We start from the raw sequence: 25,756 nt of genomic DNA on the forward strand, positions 1-25,756 counted from the left end.
CCTATTGTTCCTATAGGGATGGCGGGAATTCTCTATAGATGATGTCAGATCTTCTGTAGCGTCGTACATATGAACAGCACTTTAACTCCGCGTAAACGCCACGTGTTGGTCGTGGGCATGGACGGCATCCGCCACGATTCCCTCCTCGACGCGCAGACTCCCGTCCTTGATGCGTTGGCCCGGGACGGCGTCCTGCTGCCTGTGCGCGTCCACGAGAAGAATTACACCGTCTCTGGACCCGTATGGTCCACCGTCGCTACCGGTGTGTACATGGACCGCCACGGAGTGGTGGGGAACTCGGTGCACCCGCCGGAGATGGCGGCCTTCCCGGACTTCACGGCGCGCGTGCGTGCACATGATCCCCACGCGGAGACCATGATTGCGGCCAGCTGGCACCCCTTGGCCGCAGCAGTTGAATGCGGGCCTATATTCTCCTCCCGGGGCTGGGTCAATGAGGTGGACCCGGAACGCGAAAACAACAGGGAGAGCTGGCTGCGGGCCGACGACGAGGTTGCCGACTACGCAGCGGGACGTTTGGGCGCCGAGGACCTTGCCGTCAGCTTCGTCTACTTTGGCGAAGGCGACGTTGAAGCACACAACCACGGCACCGGGCCCGGCTACACTGCCTGCATCGAACGCTGCGACGCGCGCCTCGGCAGGCTTGTGGAGGCCATCGCGGGCCGCCCCGGCCGTGCGGACGAGGACTGGAGCGTCATCGTGGTCACCGACCACGGCCATCTGGACCAAGGCGGACACGGCGGCGAAAGCGATGAGGAGCGCACAGCCTGGATGGTGGCATCCGGCGCGGGGATGCCCGACGGCATCACAGCCCTTGACCACGCCGACATTGCCGCCCAGGTCCTAGCCACCTTTGGGGTGCCGGATGCGAACCTCGACGGCGTGCCTTTCGGCCGGCGCTAAATGTCGCCAACGGTCGCCGGGCTGGTTCTTGTCGCAGCCCTGCTCCACAGCAGCTGGAACGCCATCGCCAAGGCCATCCCCGACAAGCTGGCCTCCTCGACCCTGATAGCGCTGGTCTACCTTGTTGCCGGCGGCATGGGAGTGTTCGTCTTTGGCCTTCCGGCAGCAGCCGCTTGGCCGTTCATTCTGGTGTCCGCCTGCCTCCAGACGGCGTACCTGATCCTGCTGACCACCTCGTACAAGCACGGCGACTTCAGCCAGGTCTACCCCCTTGCCCGTGGCCTGGCGGTGCTGCTCGTAGCCATCGTGGCCGTGACCTTCCTGGCGGAGAACTTGAGCGCCGTGCAATTGGTGGGGGTCGTCGTCGTCGGCGGTTCCTTGCTGGCGCTGGCCCTGATTGGGAAAGGCTCCAGCCGCCTCGGGGTCACGTTTGCGGTCCTGACGGGGGCCTGCATTGCAGCCTATTCGCTGGTGGACGGGCTGGGGGTGCGTCAATCCGGCAGTCCGTTTGCCTACATTTCCTGGCTTTTCCTGATCCAGGGCGTCATGATTCCCCTGGTGTGTTGGCGGCTGGCCCCGCGCCGCATGGAATTCGTCGCCGGCGTTCGGGTGCACTGGAAACTGGGAGCGCTGGGCGGGGTGCTGTCCATGCTGGCCTACGGCATTGTGGTGTGGGCCCAAAACGTGGCACCGCTGGCGCTTGTCTCCGCCCTGCGCGAGTCGTCGGTGCTGCTTGCAGGTGTCATCGGCGCGGTGTTCTTCAGTGAGAGGTTCTCCAAGACCCGTCTGGCCCTGACGGCGTCGGCCGTTGCCGGCATCGCAGCCCTCCAACTGGGCTGAGCGGGCCGGCTACCGCAGGATGATGTCGGTGGCCGTGGCGGGTGAGCGGCCCGTGGAGACAAACCCCGACACATTGGCTTGAGGGTGCTTGATGATGTCGGTGACCGAACCGAGGTGTTTGGACAGGTCCACCTTGTCCTCGGGGGCGGCCAGCAGCAGCTGGAAGCCAAACTCCTGGAGGGCGTTGATGCCGGCGCCGGCGTATTCCGAGTTGGCCTGGATGAACGCCTCATCGATCATGACGGTGCCATAGGTGCTGTAGCCCTGGGTGTCGATGCCCAGCTGGTAGGCCAAGGCGGCGCCCATGATGAAGGACGTGAACCGCTGGCCTTCACCACCGGAAAGCGTGCCCGGCTCCAGCCCCAACTCAACCTCGCCGTTGGGACGGTGCTCATTGCAGCTGATGGTCACGTGCTGGCGGACGTCGAGCACGGTGTCCGCCCAATGCTGCAGGGATGAATCGCTCAGGGCATCCACCAGGCGTTCCAGCTGCTGGTAACTGGCGGCCATCTTCTCCTCGGTGGCCTTCGCGTACGCGTTGCCCAGGGCCTCCTTCAGCTCCGTGCGGAAGGCGCGGGCCTCCTCCGGAATGGTGGTCTTCACCTCGAGCCGGAGCCGGCTGCCCTTCTCAAACGGCACGTCCTCCAAGATCTGGTTCAACGGCAGAATGCGTTCCTCGATGGCCCGCCGCTCCTCCTCCAAGAGCTGGAGGAGGTCGGAGAAGCGTTCGTAGGAACGGTTGTTGAAGTACTCGCGGAACTCGTCCTGGCGCTGCGGCAGGCCGTCGGCGACGATGCGCTCGTATAGCTCCTCGTACTGTTCCACGGCCTCGGCGCCCGTGCCGAGACTGGAGCTCACGGCGGGTCCAAACTCGCGAGCGAATGCCTTGAACGTGTCGCTGAGAGCCCCTTCGGTACGGAAAACCCGTTCCTTGATGGTGGTCAGGCGCTCGCCCAGATCCACCGCAGCCCGCCCGAACAGCTGCTCCAATTCCTCCAGGCTGGCCGGCTCGCCGTCCGCCAGGTAAGGGGCAAACGCGTCCACGGCCCAGTCCGACGGCGGGTTGAGCCGCGCCTGCTCGCCGGTGGCCACAGCGGTTGCCTGGACACCGTGCAGTTCCTTCTCAATGCCGGCAAGGTCGTTGTGGAGTACGGCCACCCTGCCCACGGCCGCTTCCAGTTCCGCCTTGGCGTCACTGCGGGAAGCGCGGATCTGCGCCAATGAGGCGCTGCTGTCAATGGTGGCCGCCAAGGTGGCCCGCAGCGTCTCCAATGCGGCCGCCAGCGCCGCGGAGTCCAGTTGTTCAAACGCACGGGTGTCCGCAGCCACCCGCTTGAGCGCATCCAGCCGGCCGGTCAGTTCATCCTTGGCCTTGCTACGTTGCTCGGCAAGCGCGGCCGAGCTTTCGTAGGCCGCCGCCAGATCATCGGCCTGCGCCTGCAACTGGAGGATCTTGTCCACATTGTTGAAGCCCAGCAGGTAGTCTGACGGGCTCACGGACCGGGTGTCGCGTTCAAAGGTCGCGGAGTTGACCTTGAGGGTTCCGGCACGGGATATGGCACGGTCGTGCTGGTGAAGTTCGGCGTCGTTGTCAACGCACCGGAAGCCGAAGTCTCCGGTGATCTTGGCACGCAGCCAGGTGCCGGCGTCGGAGTTCTGGAATTCAAGCTTGGTCACCAGGTGGTCCTCACCCGGCTCGCCCTGCCGCGGCGGGGTGGCGATGTTGATCCAGCGCAGTTTTCCGTGGCCATCCAGTGCGTTGATGGCGGCAGTGACAGTCTTGATGTCCTCGCCGCGGACCAGCAGCGTGGTGGCCAGGGAGCGCAGCACCTTCTCCGCGGCGGGCCGCCACGGCAGGTGGTCGCTGCCAATGTCGACGAGCTCGCCGGCAAATGGCATGTCGGCCGGGTCCAGGCCCGTTTCGGCGCAAATGGCGCGGCGGGCGGCGGCGCTGCGGCCGTCGATGTTGCTGCCGCGGCGCTCGTAGGAGGCGATCTCGGCCCGGAGTTTCTTCTCCTGCGCCTTCGTGTTCATGCTGGCCGCGACGGCCTCATACTCGCGGGTGCGCGCCGACTCGGTTTCCTCCTGCTGGCGTGCGACGCCGTCCACGGCGCTTTGCCGGGCGGCGGACAGGCCCGCCGGACTCCAGTCGTACGCGAGTCCCGCCGCGTCAAGGTCCCCACGGGCCGCCGCTTCGATGCGCGCCCGCTCCTGGTGTTCCCGCACCGTGGTGCGGATGTCCTTTTCCAGCCCTTCAATGGCATTGCCGCCATGGTTGGCGTGCTGTTCATCCAGGGCCGCCACGGCATCCGTCAGGGCGTCCTTGGCGGCGACCGCTGCCTCAATGTCACCGCGCATGGCGGTGCGGCGGTCGCCGAGCGACAGCGACTTTGCGGTCAGCAGCTCGGCCTGGAACTGTTGGCGCAACAACGGCAACTGCTTGTTTTTTAGCTCGGTTGTGCGTGAAAGGGATTCCCGGAGCTCCCGCAATTTTCCGTGCAGTTCCGGGACCTGGGTCAGGGCGTCCCGCTGGCCGCGGGCGTCCTCGAGCTGGCGATAGATCCCGCGCAGGTGGCTGAAGTCCTCCACGGCCGCCTTGGCCGCGGTGATGGTGGCCGGCTTGTCCAGCACCTCGTAGCGGAAGAAGCGGTTGACGCCCTTGTCCAGGCCCTTGCCGTTCTGCAGCGTGCGCAACAGGCTGAATGCCTTGTCATTGTCGATGCCCAGCTTGCGCCGGAACCGTTCGGCAAAGGTCTTGTGCACGTCGAAGGCTTCGGCGGCGGGGAGTGCGGCATGCAGCGACGACGGCGAAAAGCGGCGGCTGCCGTGGTTTTCCAGGGCGGCCGTGTCCAGGGGCTTGTCCAGGATCAGGTAATGCTTGCCGACCTGCCCCTCCAGACCGTTGGCGGGCAGGTCGAAGAGCGCGGCAATCGTGACATGGCGGCCCAGTCCGTCCTCGAACACGAGGGCTGTGGCGGACCAGGTGGCGCTGGGGCGTTGGTACACGGTGCCATCGGCGGTTTTGATCTTGCGCCCACGCATGTAGCTGAACGTGGTGCGCCTGTCCTTGCGGTTGGAGGCCTCATGGGCGGACTCGTTCAGCCGCGGCGCCGCGTAAAAGATGTGTTGGATGCCGTCGAACAAGGTGGACTTGCCCACGCCCGGATGGCCCGTCAGCAGTGTCCCCGCGCGGTCCACGTACATGGAATGCCGGCCGTGGAACGTGCCCCAGTTGATGATCTGGATCTGGCTGAGCCGGTATTGGCCGGGGTTGATTTCCTCGCCGAACGGCAAGGGGGTGGCGATGCTCATTGGACGCTCTCCCGATCATTTGATTCCGGCATGTCAAGATCCAGTTCGTCGTCGTTGCTCTTGTCCAGGGCGTCGAGGTAGGCGGGGATCGCCTCGATTGAATCAAAGGGCAGCGCCAGCGCCAGGGCGTTGCTGACCCGAAATTCGGTGGCAAGCTCGGTGGGCAGCAGCAGCTTCAGGGCCAGCAGGCGCGCCAGCGAGGCGTCGGTCTGCTCATCCAGCCGCTTGTCGTCCACCGCGCCGGGGCGGCGGTGTTCGGCCAGGATTTCCCGGGCGCCGGAGCGGGTGATGGTCACATCGGTGCCCGTGCCCGCATGGCGGTCCAGCAGCATGCGCAGGCGCAGCGCCAACAGGGTCTCCTCGCGGCGCAACGGCTTCCGGGCCACGATGGGCTGGGTGTGGACGGCGTCGATTTCCGCCGGGGTCAGCATCGCGATCTTGCGGTCCGTATCTACCGTCAGAAACAGGAAAATCTCGCTCAAGTACTGCTGCAGGGACGCCCTGTGGGTCAGCAGGGTGGTCCACAATGCGGCGTCGACGGTGCCGTCGATGTACGGTCCGCGCAGCAGGCGCACCAGAGCCTGGCGAATGTCCAGCGGGAAGGAACCGGTGTCGCCGGCAAACAAGGCCCGCTCCGTGCGGTAGGCATCGCTGCCCGGCGTTGGTGCGGGGCCGGCGTCGTACGTCTCCGGATCGAGTTCGGAACTTTGGGTCATGGCGCGGTGTCCTTCGTGAACGTGATCAGCGGGACGCGGGCGGTGCGCTCCGTGCCGTCGATTTGGGTGAAGCGGAGGGTCTCGGTGCCACCCTCATCAAGGCCTTGGTCGGTGCTGCGGGCGGCCAGGATCAGGCCGCGGATGGTGTTGATGTGGCGTAGTTCCGCGGGCAGCTCCGCATAGACGTCGGCCAGGCTGGCGCTGCCGTTGCGGCTGCGCCGGGCAAGGCCGACGGCGGCGTGCAGGGCCGGCATGTCGGGTGCCGGCGTGACGGGGGTGCGGTGGATGTCGGCGTCGCTGAGCACGGGCGGGGCTGCCAGCTTGGGCGGCGGGACGTGGTCATCGGGGTTGAAGATGCCCAGGCCGGCCAGCGTCTCAAACTCGGGGGCGTACAGCAGCGGCGCCGTGACGGGGGTGCGCGTGCCCAGGGCGGCGGCGGCCACGGCCTGTTCTGCGGCGTGGATGGCCTTGCGCAGCAGCACCGATTCCTTGAATTCATCAGATTGCACGTAGGTGTGCAGGCTCTCGGACAGCCGGCCGTAGATGGTGTGCACGTCGGCGGCCTGGCGGCGCATTTCCTTCACCAGGGTGGCCAGGTTGCTGCGTTCTTCGCTGCTGAGCTGTTCGGTGAAGTTGCGTTCCAGCACTTCATTCACGGATTGCCGGAACCGGGCCTGCTGGACCGGGTCGTTGAGGAATTCGGTGAAACCCTGGAACGTCGCGCCCTCGGCCGTGTTGCGCAGCGCTTTGTCACCCTCCAGGACCTGGCCCACGGCCACGCCCTTCGTCACGGAGGATTCCATGATTTCCGTGCGGATGGTGTGCAACATGAGCTCGACGCCGTCGCGCATGCGCTTGAAATCGGCGGGCAGGCTTGAGGCCAGGTCAAGGACGCTGCGGGTGGCGGCCACGGCGGAGTCGTCGGAGAGCACGGCCGGGCTTTGGCCGTTTTTCAGGGCCGCAATTTCACCCTGGCGTTCGGCAATTTCCGCCTCGAGCATGGCGATGCGGCTGTCGGGGTTCGGGTCCGTCTGGAAGGACAGCGTTTCCAGGCTGGTCAGCAGCGTGTTCAGGCGGGAGCTGTTGAGGTTGGTGCGTTCCACCGTGAACGTGTCAAGGAACGCCAGCACCCGGGCGGTGGCGGCGGTGGGTTCGTACACGAAGCGCCCATCCACCATGGGGCGGGCCAGGAATTGGCTGCGAACCCAGGAATCGGCGTAGTTGGAGGCCTGCCAGGCATCGTTGAGGTTCAGGTTCTCGTGCCGGAGTTCCTTGATGAACGCGGCCAGGTCCGCATGGAATTCCTCCAGCGTGATGCGCTGCCTGGCGGCCGTGAACTCCGCACGCAGGAACGCCACTGTCCAGGGAGCCGCCTGCATCAGTTTCCAGGCCGGGCCGTGCCGCAACTGTTTTTGGGTATGCCAGTGCGCAACGGCGTTTTCAGTGGAGCGCATGGGTGGGCCTTAACGGTAGGGGTGGTGGAGAGTCCATTTTATCGCCTGAAACGCGGGCCAGGCACATGCCGCACGCCACAGCGCCGGGCGCAGGCTGGCGCCCAACCAGGCGGTGGGGGCGCTGCCCTTGCGGGCCAGATTCAATCTCCGGTCAGTCGCCGCGGTTGCATAACCCAATGAACGCACCCAGCTCCGCCATGCCCGACGGTTTGGTGGGCATGAAGTTGGTCAGTTCGGGGGAGCGGATGATCACGGCCCGCCACTGGCCGCGGGAAACCGCCACGTTGATGCGGTTGCGGTTGAGCAGGAATTCCATGCCGCGCGGGGCTCCCGACGGGTCCGCGCAGGCCATGGTCACGAGCACCACGGGCGCCTCCTGGCCCTGGAACTTGTCAACGGTGCCTGCCCGCACGCCGCTCAGCCCGGCGGCGTCGAGCGTGGTCCGGACCAGGTGGACCTGGGCGTTGTAGGCGGCGACCACCAGGATGTCCTCCTGGGTGAGCGGGCGCGGCGCCGCACCGGGCCCGGGGGTCCACATCAGGCCAAGGTGCGCCTTCGCCTGGGCCACGACTTCGGCCGCTTCGGCGGGCGAGGACTGCACGCCGCCCCCTTCGCCGTCAGCCGGTTGCCCCACCATGACCGTCTCCACGCCCGCGGGCCATCCCGCCAAGTGGCGCAGCGACGCGGCGGGCGCGGATTCCAGCTTGCCGTCGTAACTCAACTGCGAGACGGCGGAGCACAGCTCGGGGTGCATGCGCCAGGAATCGGCCAGGAAGTAGCCCAGCTCGGCCGGCAGCGTGGCGTGGCCGGCGGACAACCAGCCCAGCGCGGACTCGTCCACCGGCGCCGGGTGGGACCCCTGCGTGACCTGCGGCAGTTGCTGCGGATCCCCCAACAGCAACAGCCGTTTGGCCGCCTGCGCCACCGCGAGCGTGTTGGCCAGCGAATACTGCCCGGCCTCGTCAATGACCAACAGGTCCAGCGAGCCGGCCGGCACGTTGGCGCCCGTCATGGTCCACGCGGTGCCGCCAATCAAGGCGCCGCCCTCCGCGCCGAGCAGCCTGCCAAATTGTTTGTCGTCCTTGATCTCCCACGGCACCTCGTGCGGCGCGGCCAGCTTCTTGCCCACCCGTTGGGGATCCACGCCGGCCTTCTCGATGGCGGCCCGGAGGATGTTTTCCACCACGGCGTGCGATTGCCCCACCACGCCGACCTTCCAACCGGCGGCCACCAAATTGGCAATCACATGGGAACCCACATGGGTCTTGCCCGTGCCTGGCGGGCCCTGGACTGCCAGGTAGGAGTAGTCCAGCCGGCGCACGGCGTCGGTAATGGCGCCAATGTAGTCCACCTGTTGGAGGCTGTGCCCGTCCGAAGGCACGACGGCGGAGGGAAGGGAGCCGCCGTCGTCCAGCCTGGGCGCGGCCTTGCGGAGGATCTCCAGGCCCGGATGTTTGGGCAGGTGCGGCAGATTGTTGCCGACGGTGTTGGCGAGGGCTGCCAGGGCGGCCCGGATGCTGGCGGTTGGTACCGGTTTGTTGGGCGTCAGCGTCATCGGGAGCTGCTGGTAGGCGGGGACTTTCATCGTGGACTTTTCCGTGACGAGCAGTGTGTCTAGATCGGGTGTTTCCGGATCTGTCTCGTCCGCCACGATGGTGACGTTGAACAGCCCGTCGCGTTGGCGTGGATTCTCCGAATCCTCACCCAAGCCCTCGGGGAGGGGCGCGTCAAACATGCCGAACCAGGACGACCCCGGGCGGAAGTCCGAGCCCTCGGTGGAGGTGCCTCTCAGCCGGACCGTGCGGGTCTCTGTTTTGGAACGCGGTGTCGCCTTGGCCCAGTCCTCCACGACCTCGGCTGACTGGACCCGAAAGATATTGCGTTCCTCGGACCAGTCGTCAACGGCGCTGCCCAGCCGGTCAAAGTGCCCCCACCAAAACTGCTTGTCCTCGCGGCGGTGGTAACCGGCCGCGGCGGCCACCATCTCGATGGCGGTTTCGTCGTTGCTGGGGGCGCGGTCCTTTTGCCCCCGAAGGTTCTCGATGAACGCCTGGAGCTTGAGTTCGTCCTCGGTGGGTTCGTAGCCGCCCTCCTTTGCCTCGGCAACCTCCAGCTTGCCGCTGCCCGCGGTCCAGGTGTCCGCAACGGTGGCACCGCCTATCTGGAACAGCCAGTCCCGCAGCCGCAGGGTGGAGAGGCAATCGTATTCGTTGTAGTCGGCGATGGACTGCAGAATCTGCTCCGCCTCGGCGGCCCTGGCAGTGTCCCCGGCCAATCCGGCGTCGCGCGCGGCACAGTACAGGGCGTAGGCCACCACGGACGCGCCGGCGTCCTTCACGTCGCCCGAACGGGCGGCCGGCATGTAGAACGGCTCCAGCTTTTTGATGGAGTACGACGCCTCGGAGATGCGCACCGACTGGCGCACCGTGTCCAGCAGGTCCACCAGCAGGCCCGTGCGCAACCAGTCATCGACGGTGTCCTCGCCCACGCCGTGGAAGACGGAAAGGTTGCGCAGCGCCGATTTCTCATATGGCGCATAGTGGTAGACGTGCATGTCCGGGTGGCGTTCGCGGCGGGTTTGGACGTACGCAAGGAAATCCACGAATGCCTGGCGCTCCCCGCTGACCGAGTGCGCCCAGAACGGCTTGAACACCTCCTTCGTGCCCGCGGGTGTGCCTGGCACGGGGGCCTCGATGGAGCCGAACAGGTACTCGATGCCCCACTTTTCGGTGGCTGGATCCTGCCAGAGGGGGTCCCCCTCGAAGTCAAAGAAGATGTCGCCGTCACTGGGTGCGGGAAGGTGGCTGACACTGTTCCGCAGGACCTTGTAGCTGACGGGATGCGCGTCGGGGCCGGCGAAGGCCGAGCCGTCCACCGTTTCCCGACCCAACTGCATGCGGGCCTGGTCGCGAAGCCGGGACAGGGGACCGTTGGCCGCTTCGGCGGGCATGTCCGCGAGCTCGTCGACGGTCGTGATGCCCCTCGTGAGGAGCTTGCTGCGCTGCGAGCCCGTCATGCCGTTGACCAGCAGCAGATCCTGGTGCTCCCGAACCTGCTGGGCGCAGTAGTCGCACCGGCCGCAGTAACTGACGCCCTCCTGCCGCCAGGCGACTTGCCGGGGCTGGGCGCGGTGCCGGGCGGTCAGCGCCAGAAAGTGGTCGCGGCGCTCCCGGAACACCGGCAACAGATCCGGCATGGGGTGGTCGCTGCGGCTCCTGTCCCCCAATACCAGGGTTGTCACGGGTGCCGTGGGGATGCCGTATTTCTTCAGTTGGTCCCCGTAGGCGGCCAGCTGAAGTAGTGCACTCACCCGGGCGTGGCGGGCCAACTTCGTGTCCCACACGGCATAGCCGCCGTCGGGCTGCTTCACCAGGAAATCCGCGAACCCCACGAGCGATCCGTCAAAGAACGTGGCCTGAAAAACGACGTCGGCCCCGCCCCGCAACGCCGCCAGCGTCTCCTCCCGTTTGGCCTCAAGGCCGGACCAGCTCAAGGGGCCCCGGTCAATCACTTTGACGCCGCGGCCCGTGGCGGGATCCCAGACGCCGTGTTCGGTGATGAGTTCGTTGAGGATCTTGTGCTCAAAGGCATCGCCGAGTTCCGAAGCCCGCTGGAGCATGGCGTCCTGCGGGAATCCGGGCTTGTCCGCCCGCCCCAGCTTCTCGTCCAGGATCCGCAGTGTGCGGTATTCACACTCGCTGGCCACCACCAGGTCCGACGCCGAAAATATCAGCGGCGCCGCGCCGCCCGCGGGGGAGTCAAGCAAAAACATGTCCAATGCCTTCCTGGCGGGTACAGTCACTTGAATCTAGCAAGCGGCACCGACATTCCTTGCCGGCACCCTTTTGAGCTACGACGAACCAGGCTGCGAAGGGCCCCACGCCGATCGGTGTGATCATGTTTCACGTCGTCGCGCGGTCCAGGACGGCGGCGGTCATGGATACTACCAGGGCCATTCCTGCAACTACGACGGCGACGAACACGCCGATGCAGGCAAGGGCCGACAATAGTCCCTGAACTATCCGAGTCAGCAGCGGGTCAATGCCGGGCCGTAGTCGTTGGATGGGGTGTGTAGATCTGAAACGACCACGTTGAGGTCTCGGGTACGTGGACCAGCCGCTGTTCGTCACGGGCTGGTTTCGCCGCGGCCCAATTCTGGACGGGTCTGCGCACCCGGAACCATCTTGGTCAAACAGGACTAAAGGTGCTTCCGAAATTGATGCCAATTACCCACGACGTGAGTCGGACCACACTGCAAAGATGGCTCTATGAAGAACACGATTTCAACGGCACCGCCCGATACTCTAGACGCCGTGGTGGTTTCTGAGGTGCCTTTGCCTACGGATGTGGTTGCACAGCCGGCGACGAAAGCCGCCGGCACCAATCCCTGGGTGAGCTATTTGACCAGGCGCCTCATGCGGCTAGTGGCCTCAGTCGTTGTACTGGTCACGGCAGCGTATCTCATGGTGCGCTTGCTGCCGGGAGATCCCGCACGGCTTTCGCTTGGTCCTGAGGCCACGGCCGAGCAGGTCGCCCTCCGGCGCGCCGAACTCGGTCTGGACACGTCAGTGGTCACGCAGTATTTCCACTTCTGGGAGAACCTATTCCACGGTGATCTCGGAATGTCATACAGCACGCGTCTTCCGGTGTTTGATGTCATTGCCCAGCGGATGCCAGCAACGTTAGAAATCGCGGTTCTGTCGATCATCGTGATTCTCGTGGTCGGCATTCCATTGGGCATGGCAATGGGTGAAGCGACACGCGGCGGCCGGAACAGGTGGCTGGACGCGGTGTTCTCCAGTATCACCGGACTCCTGACGGTCGCGCCGGTGTTCGTTATTGCGGCCATCTCGATATACATGTTCGCGATCTCCTCTCCCGTCTTCCCAGTGGCAGGACGTTCAGGTCCGTCGTCATATGTACTTCCCGTCCTGGCGCTGTCGCTTAGCTCGACCTGTGCTCTTGCCCGGATTGTTCGTGCCGAAACATTCAATGTGCTTGAGGCTGACTACGTCAGGACTGCGAGGGCAAAACGTATGAGGAAGGCCCGACTCTTTTTTCACCAGGTTCTGCCGAATCTGGTGACTCCGACTCTGACGTTTGCGGGCTTGCTGTTTGGTGGGCTGATTGCGGGCAGCGTCTTTGTCGAAACGGTGTTTGCCTGGCCGGGTATGGGACCGGTGGTGGTTGGCTCCATCACGAATCGAGACTATCCCCTGGTACAGGGCATCGTTCTGGTCTATGGAGTCCTCATTCTGCTGATCAATCTTGTGGTCGATCTCCTGATTGCGATGTTTGACCCGCGCTCCCGAATTACAAAACTTTAGAGGACCCGATGACTACACTCACTACCGTCGCGCCGGCGACCCGGCGGATACGATCATTTGTTCACCAGATGCGAACACCGACAGGAGCCATCGCCGTTATCGGCACGGTCCTCTTGGTCGGGCTCGCAATCTTCGCTCCCGTACTTTGGGGCGCCGAAGCCAGTGCTGTCAACGTCGAGGTGATTGCTCGCGGGCCAAGTGCCGAGCACCTTCTGGGGACCGATTCTGCTGGCCGCGACATCCTGCTCCGTACCCTGGTGGCCGCGCGTACATCATTGATGTACGGCATGCTTGCGACCCTTATCGGTGTGACACTCGGGGTGATTGTGGGCTGCCTTCCGAGCGTTCTGCCGCAGTGGATCGGCCGGCTCCTGACCGCAGCCGTCAACATGCTCGTAGCGTTTCCCGCCCTGCTTCTAATTCTGTTCCTTGCGGTGTTTTTTGGGGAGGGTGCTACCGGGGCGGTCTTTGCGCTGGGATTGGCTATGATGCCGAGCATCGCAAGACTGTGCCAGACGATGACCGCGAGCGTCGTTGGACGGGATTTCGTTAGCGCTGCGAAAGTCCTCGGCGTGCCGCGGACAGCGATCCTGTTCCGGCACATCGTCCCGAGCATTACTGACGTTGTTGTGGTCAATGCGACGATGGCGGCCGCCAGCAGCCTGACCGCGATGGCAGGACTGTCGTTCCTCGGGATAGGCCTGCAGGCTCCTGCGTACGATTGGGGCCGACTTTTGTCCGAGGGTCTCGACCGCATGTATGTGTCGCCCGCGGCCGCGTTGGCGCCGGCAATTGCTGTCACCCTGGCCGGAGTCGTGCTGACCATGCTCGGTGATACGATCGGCCGCGCAGTCGGTGTGACACCAGTTATCTCGATGCGCAAGCTGGCCGGTTTGGCCACCCGATCGGCAAAGTCCGAGCCGGATAGGGAGGCGGTGCCGGATCCCGAAGCCGTTTTGTCGGTTCGCGATCTTCACGTGTCGTTCCCGGCTTTGGGCAAGTGGGTAACGCCGGTTCGCGGGGTAAGTTTCGATATTGCACGCGGAGAGCGTGTGGGAATCGTCGGGGAATCGGGTTCAGGCAAGAGCCTCACAGCCCTGGCTGTTGCTCAGCTCATCGAGTACCCAGGAAGGGTCGAGGCAGACGCCATCGTATTTGATGGGGTCGACTACGCGGGAATGAGTGAACGCGAAGTTGCGTCCCATGCCGCTGACCTGGGTCTGAAGATGTCAATGGTGTTCCAAGACCCAATGTCCTCGCTTAATCCCTCGCTCCGCGTGGGTCCGCAGGTCGCTGAGACGGCCCGCCTCCACGGTGGAGCCATTCGATCAAAGGCCAGCGATCAGGCCACTGACAGGCTAGCCGAAGTGGGCATCCAGAACCCCAAGATGCGGGCCCGCCAGTATCCGTTCCAATTCTCGGGTGGTATGCGGCAGCGCGCCATGATCGCCATGGGTTTGATGGGAACACCGAAGCTCGTCATCGCCGATGAACCCACTACAGCATTGGACGCGACGGTTCAACGCACGGTGATGCAGGTCCTGGACCGCGTTGCCGTAGAACACGGGTCAGCGGTCATGTTTATCTCACACGACATTGCACTCGTGACTGGATTCTGTGAACGGGTTCTGGTGATGTATCACGGTGAAATTGTAGAGGACATATCAAGCGCCGACCTGGTTGCAGGGAGCGCCGTTCACCCCTATACGAAGGCTTTGGTAGCCTCGATTCCCACGCTGACGACCGACCGTTCGCGTCCTATGGCTACCGTTGCCGACTTCATGAAGGAGGACAAGGCATGACTACGCTCGAGTTTCGCGACCTGGTGGTCGATTTCGGACGTGGACCCAAAACCGTCCATGCCGTCAAAGGCGTCAGCTTCATCGTTCCCCAGGGAAGTACAGTCGGTGTTCTGGGCGAGTCAGGATCCGGGAAGTCCACAATAGCCCGTGTGGCAGTGGGGCTGGAACACGCGACCTCCGGTGACATCCTGCTCGATGGACGTTCTCTGTTGCAGTCAAACCGGGCGGGACGGATGCATCGACGCCAGGTTCAAATGGTTTTTCAGGATCCATATTCGTCACTGAACCCTCGGATGACCATCGGAGATTCAATCGCCGAGGGGCTGCATGCCAGCTACCGCAGATCCAAGCAACGAGTACCCTCGCGTCGAAAGGTAGAGGCAGAGACGCAGGAATTGCTCAGCCTTGTGGGCCTCGATTCTTCCTACGCGGCACACTACCCTCGGCGGTTGTCGGGGGGGCAGAGGCAACGGGTCGCACTGGCTCGGGCGCTTGGCGCAAAACCGTCCGTGTTGCTTGCTGACGAGATTACCTCTGCCCTGGATGTCTCGGTACAAGGAACGGTCCTCAATCTCTTTCGCAAACTCCAGTCCGAGCTTGGCTTCACGGCGTTGTTCATTTCGCACAACCTTGCTGTCGTCAGATATGCCTGCGACTTCGTTGCGGTAATGGACAAGGGCGATCTGGTTGAGTTCGGGCCCGTCGATGAAGTTCTCACTACACCAAAGCACCCATCGACTCGTGCACTGATCGAAGCAGTCCCCGAGATGGGCAAACCGTTGTTCGTCCCCGCTCGGTGAGAAGGAAGCCTCACATGCTCCACCCGGATGTCGAGGCTCGATGTCTAGGGGACGGGCCCCATCTGACGCCCGATTGCTTCCAACCGCCGTGGCGGCCTTCGGTGGCCACGGCTCTGTGAAGAAACAACTGCAAACCCGGAGGCTTACCCGCTGAAGTGTCACCTGGGGAGCTGTTCTTCGCGCCGCACCCGGCAACACATACCCCATGCTCCCCTCGAACGTCCTGCACACACAAAGGAAGTAGCACCATGAAGTTCAAATTCCTATCCGTTCTCTCCGTTGCGGCCGCCGGAGCTCTTGTTCTGACGGCCTGCGGCCCCAACAGCAGCACAGGAACGGGCTCTTCAGCGGCTGTTGTGAGAGATGGCACCCTTAATTGGGCACTGTCGGCAGATCCTGGAAACCTGTTTCCGCAGAGTACGGCCTTTGCCGACTCGCGCCAGCTAGTTTCCTTCGGATACGACAGCCTCATCACTGTCGATGACAATGGCAAGCCCAAGCCGTGGTTGGCGGAGAAATGGACTGCGTCATCAACAAAAGTGACGTTTACGCTCAAAGCCGGCATAACGTGCAGCGACGGTTCGCCGCTGACCGCGCAGACTGTGGCAGACAACTTCACCTGGATCACAGATACCAAGAATGCTTCACCCGTGTTGGGTACATTTGTACCTGCGGGAATGACGGCCAAAGCAGACAATTCGGCAAGGACAGTCACGCTGACCTCCCCGACACCGAATTCATTCTTCCTCGAATTGCTTGGTCAAGTGTTCATCGCATGTGGCAAAGCGATCGCCAGCCCTGACAAGTACTCATCCGCGTTTGACGGGACCGGGCTCTACACCCTGTCCGCTGTGAAGCCAGGCGAGAGTTACACGCTGACGCGTCGTGACGATTACACCTGGGGCCCGGACGGGACCACGTCCAAGACTGCCGGTCTTCCTAAAACCGTCACGGTCTCCGTGGTAAGTGATGACACCACGCGGGCCAACCTGCTGTTGACAGGCAGCATCAACACGGCAGCAGTCGTGGGACCAGATGCTGCCCGTCTCGATGCCAAGGGGATGTCCGGGTTGCCACTGAAATCCGGCTCAACGGAGTTGTATTTCAACCACGCTGCTTCCCGGCCAGCCTCTGACCCAGCTGTCCGCAAGGCCCTTGTCCAGAGCACCAACACCAAGGTGATGGCCGATATCATGGCCGGCGGCAAGAGCGAACCATTCCAGTCGCTCCTGATCGGTAAGCCGACGACCTGCGCCATCGATGACGTGTACAAGTCCGCTCCAGCGTTTGATACCGCCGCAGCTGCGAAGACACTGGACGATGCAGGGTGGAAGGTCGGAGCAGGCGGCGTTCGAAGCAAGGACGGACAGGCGCTGTCCATCAAGCTCCTGTACCGTAACAGCACCGAAAAGGCCACAGCGTTCGAGTACTTGGCCGGTGAGTGGAAGAAACTCGGCGTGGATGTAACTCTGAAGGGCGCCGATACGGCTGCGATCTCCGGTCAGCTATCCTCAGGCACCGGAGACTGGGATGTCGTTGACTGGTACGTAGGGGCGCCGTTCCCGACGATGCTCGTCCCGTCCTTCAGCGGGCCCGGATCGACCAATTTCTCGAAGATCAACAACTCCACCTACAACGAGCACGTCATTCTTGCCAGCAACAAGCTCGGCACCCAAGGATGCCCGGATTGGCAGATTGCGGAGCGCGCCCTGGTATCAGACGCCGACGTCCTTGGTATCGGGTGGATCAACAACACCACATATACAAAAGGGTTCACCGCGACTCGGTCACTCCAGATCGAACCGTGGTCGATTCGGCAGTCGGGCTAATCACGACGGCACCGTGGCCCGGCACAGTCCGGGCCACGTTCTATGGCACCTACTCACATAAGGATCAGCAAAATGGCATTCCAACTCCTCGACGATTTTCTTGCCTCGCAGGCATGGCAGAACCGGATCGATGCTCTGGCAAAAAAGTACTCCGTACCTGGTGTGCAGGTGGGGGTGATCGCATTGGACGGCGAGGGTCGACCAGACATGCGTGTCATGACCACGGGCGTGACGAGTCTTGCAACCGGAATTGAGGTAACTCCCGACACACTCTTCCAATACGGATCCATCAGCAAAGTCTGGACAACGACGCTGATCATGCAGCTCGTCGATGAAGGCAAACTGACACTGGAGACTCCTGTGGTGGAGATCCTGCCGGAGTTCTCCATCGCCGATATCGCGAACACCAAAAAAATCACAATCCGCCATCTCCTGACCCATACCAGCGGCATAGATGGAGATCTGTTTACCGATACCGGCGACAACGACGACTGCGTGGAGAAATATGTTGATGAACTTGCCACCGCCATCAGCGTCACTCCGGCCGGCGGTCAGCTAAGCTACAGCAACTCGGCATTTACAGTCGCCGGCCGGATTATCGAAGTCCTGCGTGGCAAGCCATGGGACGACGTCGTCGTGGAGAGGCTTGTCCGGCCGCTCGGGTTAACGCACCTCATTACCCGGACGAAAGAGGCGCCGCTGTTCAGTACCGCCGTCGGTCACCTCGCCAATCCAGACACTGCATCAGCAGACAAGGTTATTCCCGCGACCCGATGGATGCTGCCACGATCCATCGGACCCGCCGGCAGCATCACCGGCTCCATGTCGTCGCTACTGAAATTCGCGGCGGCCCATCTGCGGGATGGCTTGGCGCTGAGCGGAGAACGCATACTGTCCGTGGAGTCCACGAGGCTCATGCGGGCACCACAGTTTGATCTGACTGCGGTCTCGACAGTGGACCAAGCCTGGGGGCTGGGCTGGGTTCTATCGGATTGGGGAACTGTGAGGTCGGCCTATCATGGCGGAGCGACGATCGGGCAGATCGCCCGACTTCAAACGTTTCCGCAACTGCAAATGGCGATCGCAGTGTTGACGAACTCGCGCGGAGGCTCGGGGCTGGCTGAGGAGATCGAGACTGCAATCAGTGTCGAACTGGGGTTGGCCGTCCCCAAGCCTGTGGCTGAGTCGCCTGCCGAATCATGCGACCTGACACAGATTCTGGGGACCTATGAGTCGACGTCCAACAGCTATGAGCTGGCCCTTGATGATGGCCGGTACTACCTCACCGCCATCGAGAAAGCGGATGTCAACGGTGAGCCGCAAGCTCCACCGTTTCCAGTCGTTCCTTTGTCAAACACCAGGTTCCTCATTGAAATGGACGGAAAGTCATACGAATTTACCCATCTCCTGCTTGACGGAAACCGCTATCTCTACAGCACCCGCTTGTACAAACTCACGAGCGACTAGACGTTGTGCTGGGCTGGGCCACATCAGTCGCCCAGCCCAGCACATATCCCAGGAGTCACATCCATGGCACAACCAAATCTTCTTGATGCCGCCAGCGCACGCCGGCCACAGCTGATTGTGGACTCGCTCGCCCATATCGCATGCTAGTCGCCGTCCGACGATGCCCAGGCTTTGGAATGATAGGCGCGAATCATGGGGACTCTCGGTCAGGTTCTTCCAGGACAGAAACCGGAGATCGTCCGCGAGACACTTACTGGCCAGTCGGCACACTCGAGCGGAATCCTGCCAGCGTCATGAAGGACCAGATGCGGTGGCTCGGCTGCCTCGATATGAAGGTGGGCATAGTTCAAACCCTTGCGGCTGATGCCTCTGGCGAACTGGACAGGCAGCTGGGGAGCGTACAGCAATCGAGCGAGTCGACGTCGAGTCAATTCCTCAACGAACCACCCTCCCGGCTGAATTTGTGGGCAGGCTCTTGTCAGGCCAATGGCACTGGCAGTGCCCGGCATCAGAAACAAAACTGCAACTTTCCAACGCGTTCTGCTGTTTTAGAGAACAATCGAATTGAAGAAGACCTCAATGAAAGTGGAACACCACATGCAATCTTCTAACACTCAGCCCCCGGCCCTACGCCATCCTGAAGCCATAAGGGCATTCGGCCTTGCCCCTCTAATCGACGGTCATAACGATCTCGCGCACGCAGCACGGGGCGCGGCGAACTACTCAGTCGACGGGCTCGAGAAGGACTCCATTTTTCAAACCGACATCGGAAAGCTGCGCGGTGGCGGAGTCGGTGCGCAGTTCTGGTCCGTTTACGCTCCAGGGGAAATACCTGAAGCAGATGCCGTGCAATTCACGTTTGAACAAATCGACTTCATCTACCGGATGATCCGCCGGTATCCGCAGACCTTTGAGCTTGCTCGCACAGGAGGCGATGTTCGACGTATCTGGCAGAAGGGAGGTATCGCGTCTTTACTGGGAGCCGAAGGCGGACATAGCATCGGCAGTTCCCTGGGCGTTCTAAGAATGATGGCACGGCTCGGACTTAGATACATGACCCTGACACACAATTCAAATACTTCATGGGCGGATTCCGCGACGGATAGTCCGGTTCATGGAGGACTCACCGACTTTGGCCGGGAGGTCGTTAGAGAGATGAATGCCCTAGGCGTGCTAGTCGATCTTTCCCATGTCTCGCCTGACACGATGCGCGATGCGATAAGGACATCTTCTGCACCCGTCATTTTCAGTCACTCCTCATGCAGGGCTCTCTGTGATCACCCGCGAAACGTGCCAGATGACGTGCTCCGTTCCTTGACTGACAATGGTGGTGTCATTATGGTCGCCTTCGTACCGATGTTCCTCGATGAGGAATACAGGAGCTGGTTTGACGGGGGTCGCAATGGTCCCCGACCCCCAGTGACGGTCGAGCACGTGGTCAAGCACATTGAGCATGCCCGAGACATCGCTGGCATCGACCATGTGGGTCTGGGAAGCGACTTCGACGGATTCGGTGATTTCCCTGACGGCTTGCAAGACACTACGGGTTTCGCTGTGCTAATTGACCGGCTTGCTGAGCGTGGTTGGACCTCGGCCGAACTAGCCAAATTGATGGGCGATAACTTGCTGCGCGTTCTGGACGCTACCAGCACTGAATCGGTGTCGTCGACGCAGTAGGTGGTACCCGGCTTTGTCCCCGGTTGGTGCAAGTCTGCCCGGAATTCGCTCGAACGAGCGACGGTTGCGGGCACTTGCCACACCGGCCCTTTTGATCAGCGATCCCACGAATTTCCGCCCGCAAGCAAGGCGTTTCTTGATGCCTTCGAGGCAACGCACCGGGGTGTAGTCTGCTCGCGAACGCTTCCTCGCGGTCAGCCAACATCGCGCAGCCGCCGGCTTAGTCGAAATTCGAGCATGGCCGCGAACCGCTCGTCAGGGTCGTTAAGGTTTATCTGCGCAATCTGTGCGGCGCGACGAAGGCGGTACCGGAAGGTATTGCGGTGCAAGTCCAGCGCCGCTGACGCGCTCAGGGCGTTCCCGAAACTGTCCAACCATAGCTCGAGTGCTTCTTCCAGAGAGGTACCGTGTTCGCTATCGTATTGACGGATTCGGGCGACAGGGCCATCAACGAGGCCGCCCTCATTTCGCAATTGGTCACCTATATCCAGTAGTAGCGCGTCCATTTGGAGATCGGTGAATAGTGCGACCCGGCTTCCATGGCCCAGTTTCAGGACGCGCATACTTCTGTCTACATCATTGCGGGATCGGGCAAGCTCCGTCGGATCAGCGGAGTCCGCACTGCGACCAATCCCGATGACGGCGCCGCCGGCTCTGTTCGGTGTCCGGTCGAGGAAATCTTTCGAAACCCGCTGTGCCATCTGTAGTAGGTTTGTGGCGCCCTGTCGTGTCATCGCAGGCATGATCGCGTAGCACACGTCGCCGACGAGCGCGGCTACAGCTCCCGGAGCAGCTACCGAAAGATGAAATGCAAATGCTTGAGCGGTCCGTTCCAGGAACTGTTGGCGTGTTTGATCAGATGACGACTCATCGGCCGTATCGCCAGGCAGGGACAGGCCAAGCACCGCTACTGTCCGTTGTGCGAGGCGCAGCCGCTCAATGGCCCCTAATGCGGCCGGTCCGGACGCCAAAGCGGATGCGATGAGATCTGCCCGAACCTGACGATCAACATCCGAGCTCACCCTGTCACGCAACAGTTGAAGTGCAACGACCTTCGCGGCATCAACGAGAATCTGTTCTTTTTCGGGACTCAATGGATTCCGAACAGCGACCCAGATGGAACCGAGTACTTGATTTCCGGCTCGTATCGCAATCGCAACTCGGGGGAGCCCGGCTGCTCCCAAAATTTGGGGGGTGTCGAAGAACACTGGTTTCTCACTGGAGTACAGACGCTTGAAAACGCCGGCCCGTTCCTGGGCTTGTCTGTTGTGTTGGGGGACTGCACGTCCCAGAATCGCCTCGATTCGTGCTTGGTCGGCTTCATCCTGGCGGCCAGAGAATGCCAGGACCTGGGAGGTGCGGTCTTCGATAGTAATTGGCGCGTCGAGGAGTGCCCCGATGGCGTTGGCCAGAGCGAATGTGTCCTCCGCCTGCAGCCCGGCCACGCGTTCCTCCGTGCCGGCGCTGGAGGCCAGCAGGGATCGCAGAAGAACAACGAGTTGGGTCCACGTCGCTCCAGCTGAAAGACCGAGCAGGACGACGCCACTTCGTTCAATGGTGGCGCGCAACTCAGCCGGAAGGTTAAGCGGCGAACGAAGCACCAAGGCGGGGATCTGGCTCGCGACGGCGCGATCGATCAATCCCGGCAGATGTTCTACGTCAGCACCGGTGCACAGAAGCACGGCGCCGGGTTGCAGCTCCGCCTGTTCGCGCGGTTCGTCGATGGCAACGTCAGTGACCAGGGCAGCCTGATCGATGTTGCCGGCAACCACCTCCAACAGTGTGCCTGCCAGATTGCTCACGACTCTTTCAAGTCGGATTCCGTGACTAATCATCATCGACCATTCGCTCGCTCCCTGCTTCCAATTATCAACACTACCTGCACCGACTTCGTACTTCCGCACTTGATTATCGTAGCAATTGGTGTTTTGTGACGGTGTTTTCAGCAGGCTTCTCCACCAGACTGGATCCATGAGCGGCATTCAGAATCGCAGACGATTTTCCCTAGCCGACTCTTTGTCGTTGGCGCCTTGCGGTCGTCGCCGCTCGGCAAACCAAGCCATTTCTCCAGGAGGCTCGTATGTCCACGAAACCGTCCCCTTGATCATCCAGTCGATCGCACGGGACAGCGCCCTCGCGGTCTGCATGGCATGAACGCCTTGCGGAATTGGGTTTCACCTTCCCGCGCCAGAGATTGTCGGCCAGCATGAGGCCATTGCCTTCTTCGTACCACCGCAATCCCTATCCAAGGGAGTGGAGTTGCCGTCAACATCCAGCTTGTCGAATGGTTCGGGAAGCATGGTCCACTCCATCCCACGCATGAAAGTTCCCCGGTATGACCACAGAACCCCTTGCCCACTTCCGCGCTCTCACTGACCCAATGCTCCAAGACATTCGTATCCTCATTGAAACGGAGTCGCCGTCCGCTGATCTGAACGCCGTCGCCCATAGCGCAGACAAAGTGTTGTCCCTCGGTGAACGTGTCCTGGGTGTTAAAGGGGAACGAATTGTCATAGATGGCTGCACACACCTTAGATGGAGGCTGGGTGAGGGGGAGCGCCGGGTCCTGATCCTCGGACATCACGACACCGTCTGGCCACACGGAACGTTGGCAAGGCACCCCTACGCCCAGGAGGGGGGCGTTCTCCTTGGCCCAGGAAACTTCGACATGAAAGTTGGAGTTGTCATGTCCTTCTATGCCGTGGCATCCCTGGATCCGGGATCCTCAGTGACGATCCTGGTAACCGGCGACGAAGAAATTGGTTCACATACTTCGAGGGAGCTGATTGAGTCCGCCGCGGCCGAATGCGCCGCCGTCTTTGTACTTGAGGCTTCGGCCGATGGTGGCGCCCTCAAAGTCGCTCGCAAGGGAATGTCTGATTATCGCGTGAGCGTCTCGGGTAGGGCTGCCCACGCCGGGCTCGAACCGGAGAAAGGAATCAACGCGGCCGTCGAGATGTCCCATCAGGTACTGCGAATTGCGGCTCTGGCTTCGGAAGTAACAGGGACGAGCGTAGTCCCCACAGTGCTCTCGGCGGGGACCACGACGAACACCGTACCTGCAACCGCAGACATAACGGTGGACGTCCGGGCATGGACTCAGGAAGAGCAAGACAGAGTGGACATCGAAATGCGGTCCTTGACCCCCGTCTTGCCCGGGGCAATTCTTAGTGTCGCCGGCGGGTTAAACCGCCCCCCAATGGAAGCCACCATGTCGTCCTCGCTATTCGAGAGTGCCCGCGCTATCGCTCAAAACCTTGGATTTGGAGAGCTCGGGGGGGCGAAAGTGGGAGGCGGCTCGGACGGTAACTTTACCGCCGGACTCGGAATCCCCACTCTCGACGGGCTCGGCGCAGTGGGTGGCGGAGCCCATGCAGACGACGAGCACTCAGTTGTAGATGAAATTCCACGGAGAACTGCCCTCGTGGCAGGCCTGATCGAGCACACTCTTTTGCCGGTCAAAGACGCCAACGTTGAGCCAAAAACTCGTGTGATTGGACGGTGATTGACTGCTCATGATCACCAAAGATCGACATATGTCGCAAATCATTTGCGACCCTTCAAATCATTCCAGGGGCCTCACATCCCCAGTCTGAGTAACTGCTGGGGAGAGACCACCTCAGTTTCCGGTTCAGCCTTCTCCCACTGTGAGAACAACAATTCTAAGGAGCACCAATGACCGTAACAATTCCTCCAGATCTGCTGACCACACCGGAATGGCAGGAAAGACTTGACTCGCTCGCCAAGAAGCACGCCGTCCCAGGGGTGCAGGTCGGGTTGATTGCTCTCGATTCAGCGGGCGATGTCGATTTGCGTGTTTTGACGACAGGAGTGACAAGTCTCGTCACTGGTGTGGAGGTCACGCCCGAAACGATCTTCCAATACGGATCAATCACGAAGATCTGGACCACGACTCTGATCATGCAGTTGGTTGACGAGGGGAAACTCACTCTCGATACCCTCGTGGTTGATGTCCTTCCTGACTTCAAAATTGCCACCTCTGAATATTCAGATCTGATTACCGTACGTCACTTGTTGACACACACAAGCGGAATTGACGGTGACCTCTTCACTGACACAGGGTATGGGGATGACTGCATTGAGAAGTACGTTGCGTCTTTGTCCACGGCCAGCAGCATTACCCCGCCCGGAGGACAACTGAGTTACTGCAACTCCGGGTTTACGGTTGCCGGAAGGATCATTGAAGTTCTCCGGGGGAAAGCCTGGGATGATGTGCTGGTTGATCATCTCTATGCACCGCTGGGACTCAGCCACGTCATCACTAGGACCAAGGATGCCCCGCTATTCCGTGCTGCGGTCGGTCATCTGGCAAATACTGATCCGACATCCGAGGAACGAGTTGTACCGACCAAGCAATGGGTTTTGGTTAGGGCCCAGGGACCGGCAGGAGTAATTACGGGCACAGTTGAGGATCTGCTCATTTTTGCATCGGCTCATATGCGCGACGGGCTCGGACTGAACGGAAACCGGATCCTGTCCGAAGAGTCAGCTCGACTAATGCGGACACCGCAGTTCGACCTTTCGACCGTCTCTTCTGTCGATCAGGCATGGGGATTGGGGTGGGTCTTGTCGGACTGGGGGCAGGCGACTTCGGTTCGCCATAGCGGGGCTACTATCGGACAGATTGCTAGTCTTCACACATTTCCAGAAGCAAATGTTGCTGTGTGTATTCTGACAAATTCACGCGGTGGGTCACTTCTGGCAAAGGAGTTGGAGACTGCAATTGGTGCTGAGCTGGGACTGGCATATCCCCAACCCCTCGATGAAGGCGCTGGCGATGAATTCGACGGCAGTGGGTTGCTCGGTACCTATGAAACTACTACGACTCGTTTCGAGTTGACTCGCCGGGAGGACGGGCAGCTCCTGATGGCTGCTTCGTCAAAGGTTGATATATCTGGGGAACCTGACCAGCCGCCGCTCCAGGTTCGCATGCTATCGAATTCCAGATTCATGTTTGATCCTGAAGGATCGGCTACCGAATTCGCACACTTATTGATCGATGGCGTTGAATTTCTTTATGGCGGGCGGCTTTATGAAAAAGTATCTGACTAGATTCTAGTCGTAGTGCCACGAGTCCGCGTCAGCCTGCCCAAGGCTGGCGCGGACATCAATTGATATCGATTTTCCCTTTTCTCTCCGGCCGTCGCCAAATCCAGGTCCGTAGCCTGTATTGACATGAAGTTCGGCATTGTCCAAGGTCTCCTTGCTGGCAGTCCCATTATCGAAAATTAGGGCATCGATTCTCTTGATGGAATCACAATTCTTATCGGTGGCGATGAGGAGGCTGGTTCCCAAACATCCCGATCACCCATTGAATCGGAGGCCGCACAGGGTGAGGCTGTGCTTGTGCCTGAAGCGGCGGCTCCCGGCGGTGCATCGAAGATCGCGCGTAAGGGCGATTCACTGTATGAAATTGAAGTGAGAGGCTGAGCGGCTCAGGCAGGACTTGAAATCGATTCGACCTGGGGATTCGTGGACTAACAACCTTGAACCCGGATACGTCTATACATATTTCAGGAGGCCGAGATCGCCCACCCGTGGCATCTGATCGGTACAGGGTCCTCTTCGTCCACGCCAGGCGCAACTACTA

General features: G+C 61.6%; 15 protein-coding genes. 10 read left to right on the forward strand and 5 right to left on the reverse strand.

The window, feature by feature from the left end; translation table 11 throughout:
* The first annotated feature begins 69 nt into the window (after nucleotides 1–69).
* Nucleotides 70–921 (forward strand): alkaline phosphatase family protein, encoded by an 852-nt coding sequence (locus AL755_RS00035; RefSeq protein ID WP_054009172.1) that lies wholly within the window; start codon nucleotides 70–72, stop codon nucleotides 919–921.
* Nucleotides 922–1,761 (forward strand): EamA family transporter, encoded by an 840-nt coding sequence (locus AL755_RS00040; protein ID WP_054009173.1) that lies wholly within the window; start codon nucleotides 922–924, stop codon nucleotides 1,759–1,761.
* A 9-nt stretch (nucleotides 1,762–1,770) separates the two neighbouring features.
* Here the strand turns inward: AL755_RS00040 and AL755_RS00045 are convergent, their stop codons facing one another.
* From AL755_RS00045 to AL755_RS00060, 4 genes are all read right to left on the reverse strand, one after another.
* Entirely contained in the window at nucleotides 1,771–5,073 is a 3,303-nt protein-coding gene (locus AL755_RS00045) for an ATP-binding protein (protein ID WP_054009174.1), read from the reverse strand.
* Nucleotides 5,070–5,789 carry a DUF4194 domain-containing protein gene (locus AL755_RS00050; RefSeq protein WP_082368762.1) on the reverse strand — a complete coding sequence of 240 codons (720 nt, stop codon included), beginning with the start codon at nucleotides 5,787–5,789 and terminating at the stop codon, nucleotides 5,070–5,072. The genes AL755_RS00045 and AL755_RS00050 overlap by 4 nt, the downstream gene beginning before the upstream one ends.
* Entirely contained in the window at nucleotides 5,786–7,243 is a 1,458-nt protein-coding gene (locus AL755_RS00055; RefSeq protein WP_054009175.1) for a DUF3375 domain-containing protein, read from the reverse strand. Before AL755_RS00055 ends, AL755_RS00050 begins: the two co-directional genes overlap by 4 nt.
* Nucleotides 7,244–7,394: 151 nt before the next feature.
* Nucleotides 7,395–11,015 (reverse strand): TM0106 family RecB-like putative nuclease, encoded by a 3,621-nt coding sequence (locus AL755_RS00060; protein ID WP_054009176.1) that lies wholly within the window; start codon nucleotides 11,013–11,015, stop codon nucleotides 7,395–7,397.
* Between the two features lie 496 nt (nucleotides 11,016–11,511).
* Here AL755_RS00060 and AL755_RS00065 point away from each other — a divergent pair, with 496 nt between their 5' ends.
* The 6 genes from AL755_RS00065 (at nucleotide 11,512) to AL755_RS00090 (ending at nucleotide 20,145) form a co-directional block, all read left to right on the forward strand.
* Complete coding sequence (locus AL755_RS00065; protein ID WP_082368763.1) at nucleotides 11,512–12,570, forward strand: ABC transporter permease; 1,059 nt, start codon at nucleotides 11,512–11,514, stop codon at nucleotides 12,568–12,570.
* Between the two features lie 8 nt (nucleotides 12,571–12,578).
* On the forward strand, nucleotides 12,579–14,372 hold the full coding sequence (locus AL755_RS00070) for a dipeptide/oligopeptide/nickel ABC transporter permease/ATP-binding protein (protein ID WP_054009177.1): 1,794 nt from the start codon (nucleotides 12,579–12,581) through the stop codon (nucleotides 14,370–14,372).
* On the forward strand, nucleotides 14,369–15,172 hold the full coding sequence (locus tag AL755_RS00075) for an ABC transporter ATP-binding protein (RefSeq protein WP_054009178.1): 804 nt from the start codon (nucleotides 14,369–14,371) through the stop codon (nucleotides 15,170–15,172). The genes AL755_RS00070 and AL755_RS00075 overlap by 4 nt, the downstream gene beginning before the upstream one ends.
* Before the next feature lie 248 nt (nucleotides 15,173–15,420).
* Entirely contained in the window at nucleotides 15,421–17,001 is a 1,581-nt protein-coding gene (locus AL755_RS00080) for an ABC transporter substrate-binding protein (protein WP_054009179.1), read from the forward strand.
* Between the two features lie 72 nt (nucleotides 17,002–17,073).
* Nucleotides 17,074–18,468 carry a serine hydrolase domain-containing protein gene (locus AL755_RS00085; protein WP_054009180.1) on the forward strand — a complete coding sequence of 465 codons (1,395 nt, stop codon included), beginning with the start codon at nucleotides 17,074–17,076 and terminating at the stop codon, nucleotides 18,466–18,468.
* Between the two features lie 579 nt (nucleotides 18,469–19,047).
* Nucleotides 19,048–20,145 (forward strand): dipeptidase, encoded by a 1,098-nt coding sequence (locus tag AL755_RS00090; RefSeq protein WP_237762428.1) that lies wholly within the window; start codon nucleotides 19,048–19,050, stop codon nucleotides 20,143–20,145.
* Nucleotides 20,146–20,339: 194 nt separating this feature from the next.
* Here the strand turns inward: AL755_RS00090 and AL755_RS00095 are convergent, their stop codons facing one another.
* The gene (locus AL755_RS00095) at nucleotides 20,340–22,118 is read right to left on the reverse strand and encodes a PucR family transcriptional regulator (RefSeq protein WP_160318816.1); all 1,779 of its coding nucleotides are present in this window, start codon (nucleotides 22,116–22,118) and stop codon (nucleotides 20,340–20,342) included.
* Between the two features lie 407 nt (nucleotides 22,119–22,525).
* Here AL755_RS00095 and AL755_RS00100 point away from each other — a divergent pair, with 407 nt between their 5' ends.
* Both AL755_RS00100 and AL755_RS00105 read left to right on the forward strand, forming a co-directional pair.
* A complete protein-coding gene (locus AL755_RS00100; RefSeq protein ID WP_054009694.1) occupies nucleotides 22,526–23,650 on the forward strand; it encodes a M20 family metallopeptidase in 1,125 nt (374 codons plus the stop codon).
* A 170-nt stretch (nucleotides 23,651–23,820) separates the two neighbouring features.
* Nucleotides 23,821–25,218 (forward strand): serine hydrolase domain-containing protein, encoded by a 1,398-nt coding sequence (locus AL755_RS00105; RefSeq protein ID WP_054009181.1) that lies wholly within the window; start codon nucleotides 23,821–23,823, stop codon nucleotides 25,216–25,218.
* Nucleotides 25,219–25,756 lie beyond the last annotated feature (538 nt).

Origin of the sequence: Arthrobacter sp. ERGS1:01, from assembly GCF_001281315.1 — a bacterium.
In the GTDB taxonomy this organism is placed as follows: Bacteria; Actinomycetota; Actinomycetes; order Actinomycetales; family Micrococcaceae; genus Specibacter.

Excerpts from the sequence above, each read along its gene's own strand:
- AL755_RS00035 (WP_054009172.1), top strand. The coding sequence starts at position 70 with ATGAACAGCACTTTAACTCCGCGTAAACGCCACGTGTTGGTCGTGGGC.
- AL755_RS00040 (WP_054009173.1), top strand. The coding sequence starts at position 922 with ATGTCGCCAACGGTCGCCGGGCTGGTTCTTGTCGCAGCCCTGCTCCAC.
- AL755_RS00045 (WP_054009174.1), bottom strand. The coding sequence starts at position 5,073 with ATGAGCATCGCCACCCCCTTGCCGTTCGGCGAGGAAATCAACCCCGGC.
- AL755_RS00050 (WP_082368762.1), bottom strand. The coding sequence starts at position 5,789 with ATGACCCAAAGTTCCGAACTCGATCCGGAGACGTACGACGCCGGCCCC.
- AL755_RS00055 (WP_054009175.1), bottom strand. The coding sequence starts at position 7,243 with ATGCGCTCCACTGAAAACGCCGTTGCGCACTGGCATACCCAAAAACAG.
- AL755_RS00060 (WP_054009176.1), bottom strand. The coding sequence starts at position 11,015 with ATGTTTTTGCTTGACTCCCCCGCGGGCGGCGCGGCGCCGCTGATATTT.
- AL755_RS00065 (WP_082368763.1), top strand. The coding sequence starts at position 11,512 with ATGAAGAACACGATTTCAACGGCACCGCCCGATACTCTAGACGCCGTG.
- AL755_RS00070 (WP_054009177.1), top strand. The coding sequence starts at position 12,579 with ATGACTACACTCACTACCGTCGCGCCGGCGACCCGGCGGATACGATCA.
- AL755_RS00075 (WP_054009178.1), top strand. The coding sequence starts at position 14,369 with ATGACTACGCTCGAGTTTCGCGACCTGGTGGTCGATTTCGGACGTGGA.
- AL755_RS00080 (WP_054009179.1), top strand. The coding sequence starts at position 15,421 with ATGAAGTTCAAATTCCTATCCGTTCTCTCCGTTGCGGCCGCCGGAGCT.
- AL755_RS00085 (WP_054009180.1), top strand. The coding sequence starts at position 17,074 with ATGGCATTCCAACTCCTCGACGATTTTCTTGCCTCGCAGGCATGGCAG.
- AL755_RS00090 (WP_237762428.1), top strand. The coding sequence starts at position 19,048 with ATGAAAGTGGAACACCACATGCAATCTTCTAACACTCAGCCCCCGGCC.
- AL755_RS00095 (WP_160318816.1), bottom strand. The coding sequence starts at position 22,118 with ATGGATCCAGTCTGGTGGAGAAGCCTGCTGAAAACACCGTCACAAAAC.
- AL755_RS00100 (WP_054009694.1), top strand. The coding sequence starts at position 22,526 with ATGCTCCAAGACATTCGTATCCTCATTGAAACGGAGTCGCCGTCCGCT.
- AL755_RS00105 (WP_054009181.1), top strand. The coding sequence starts at position 23,821 with ATGACCGTAACAATTCCTCCAGATCTGCTGACCACACCGGAATGGCAG.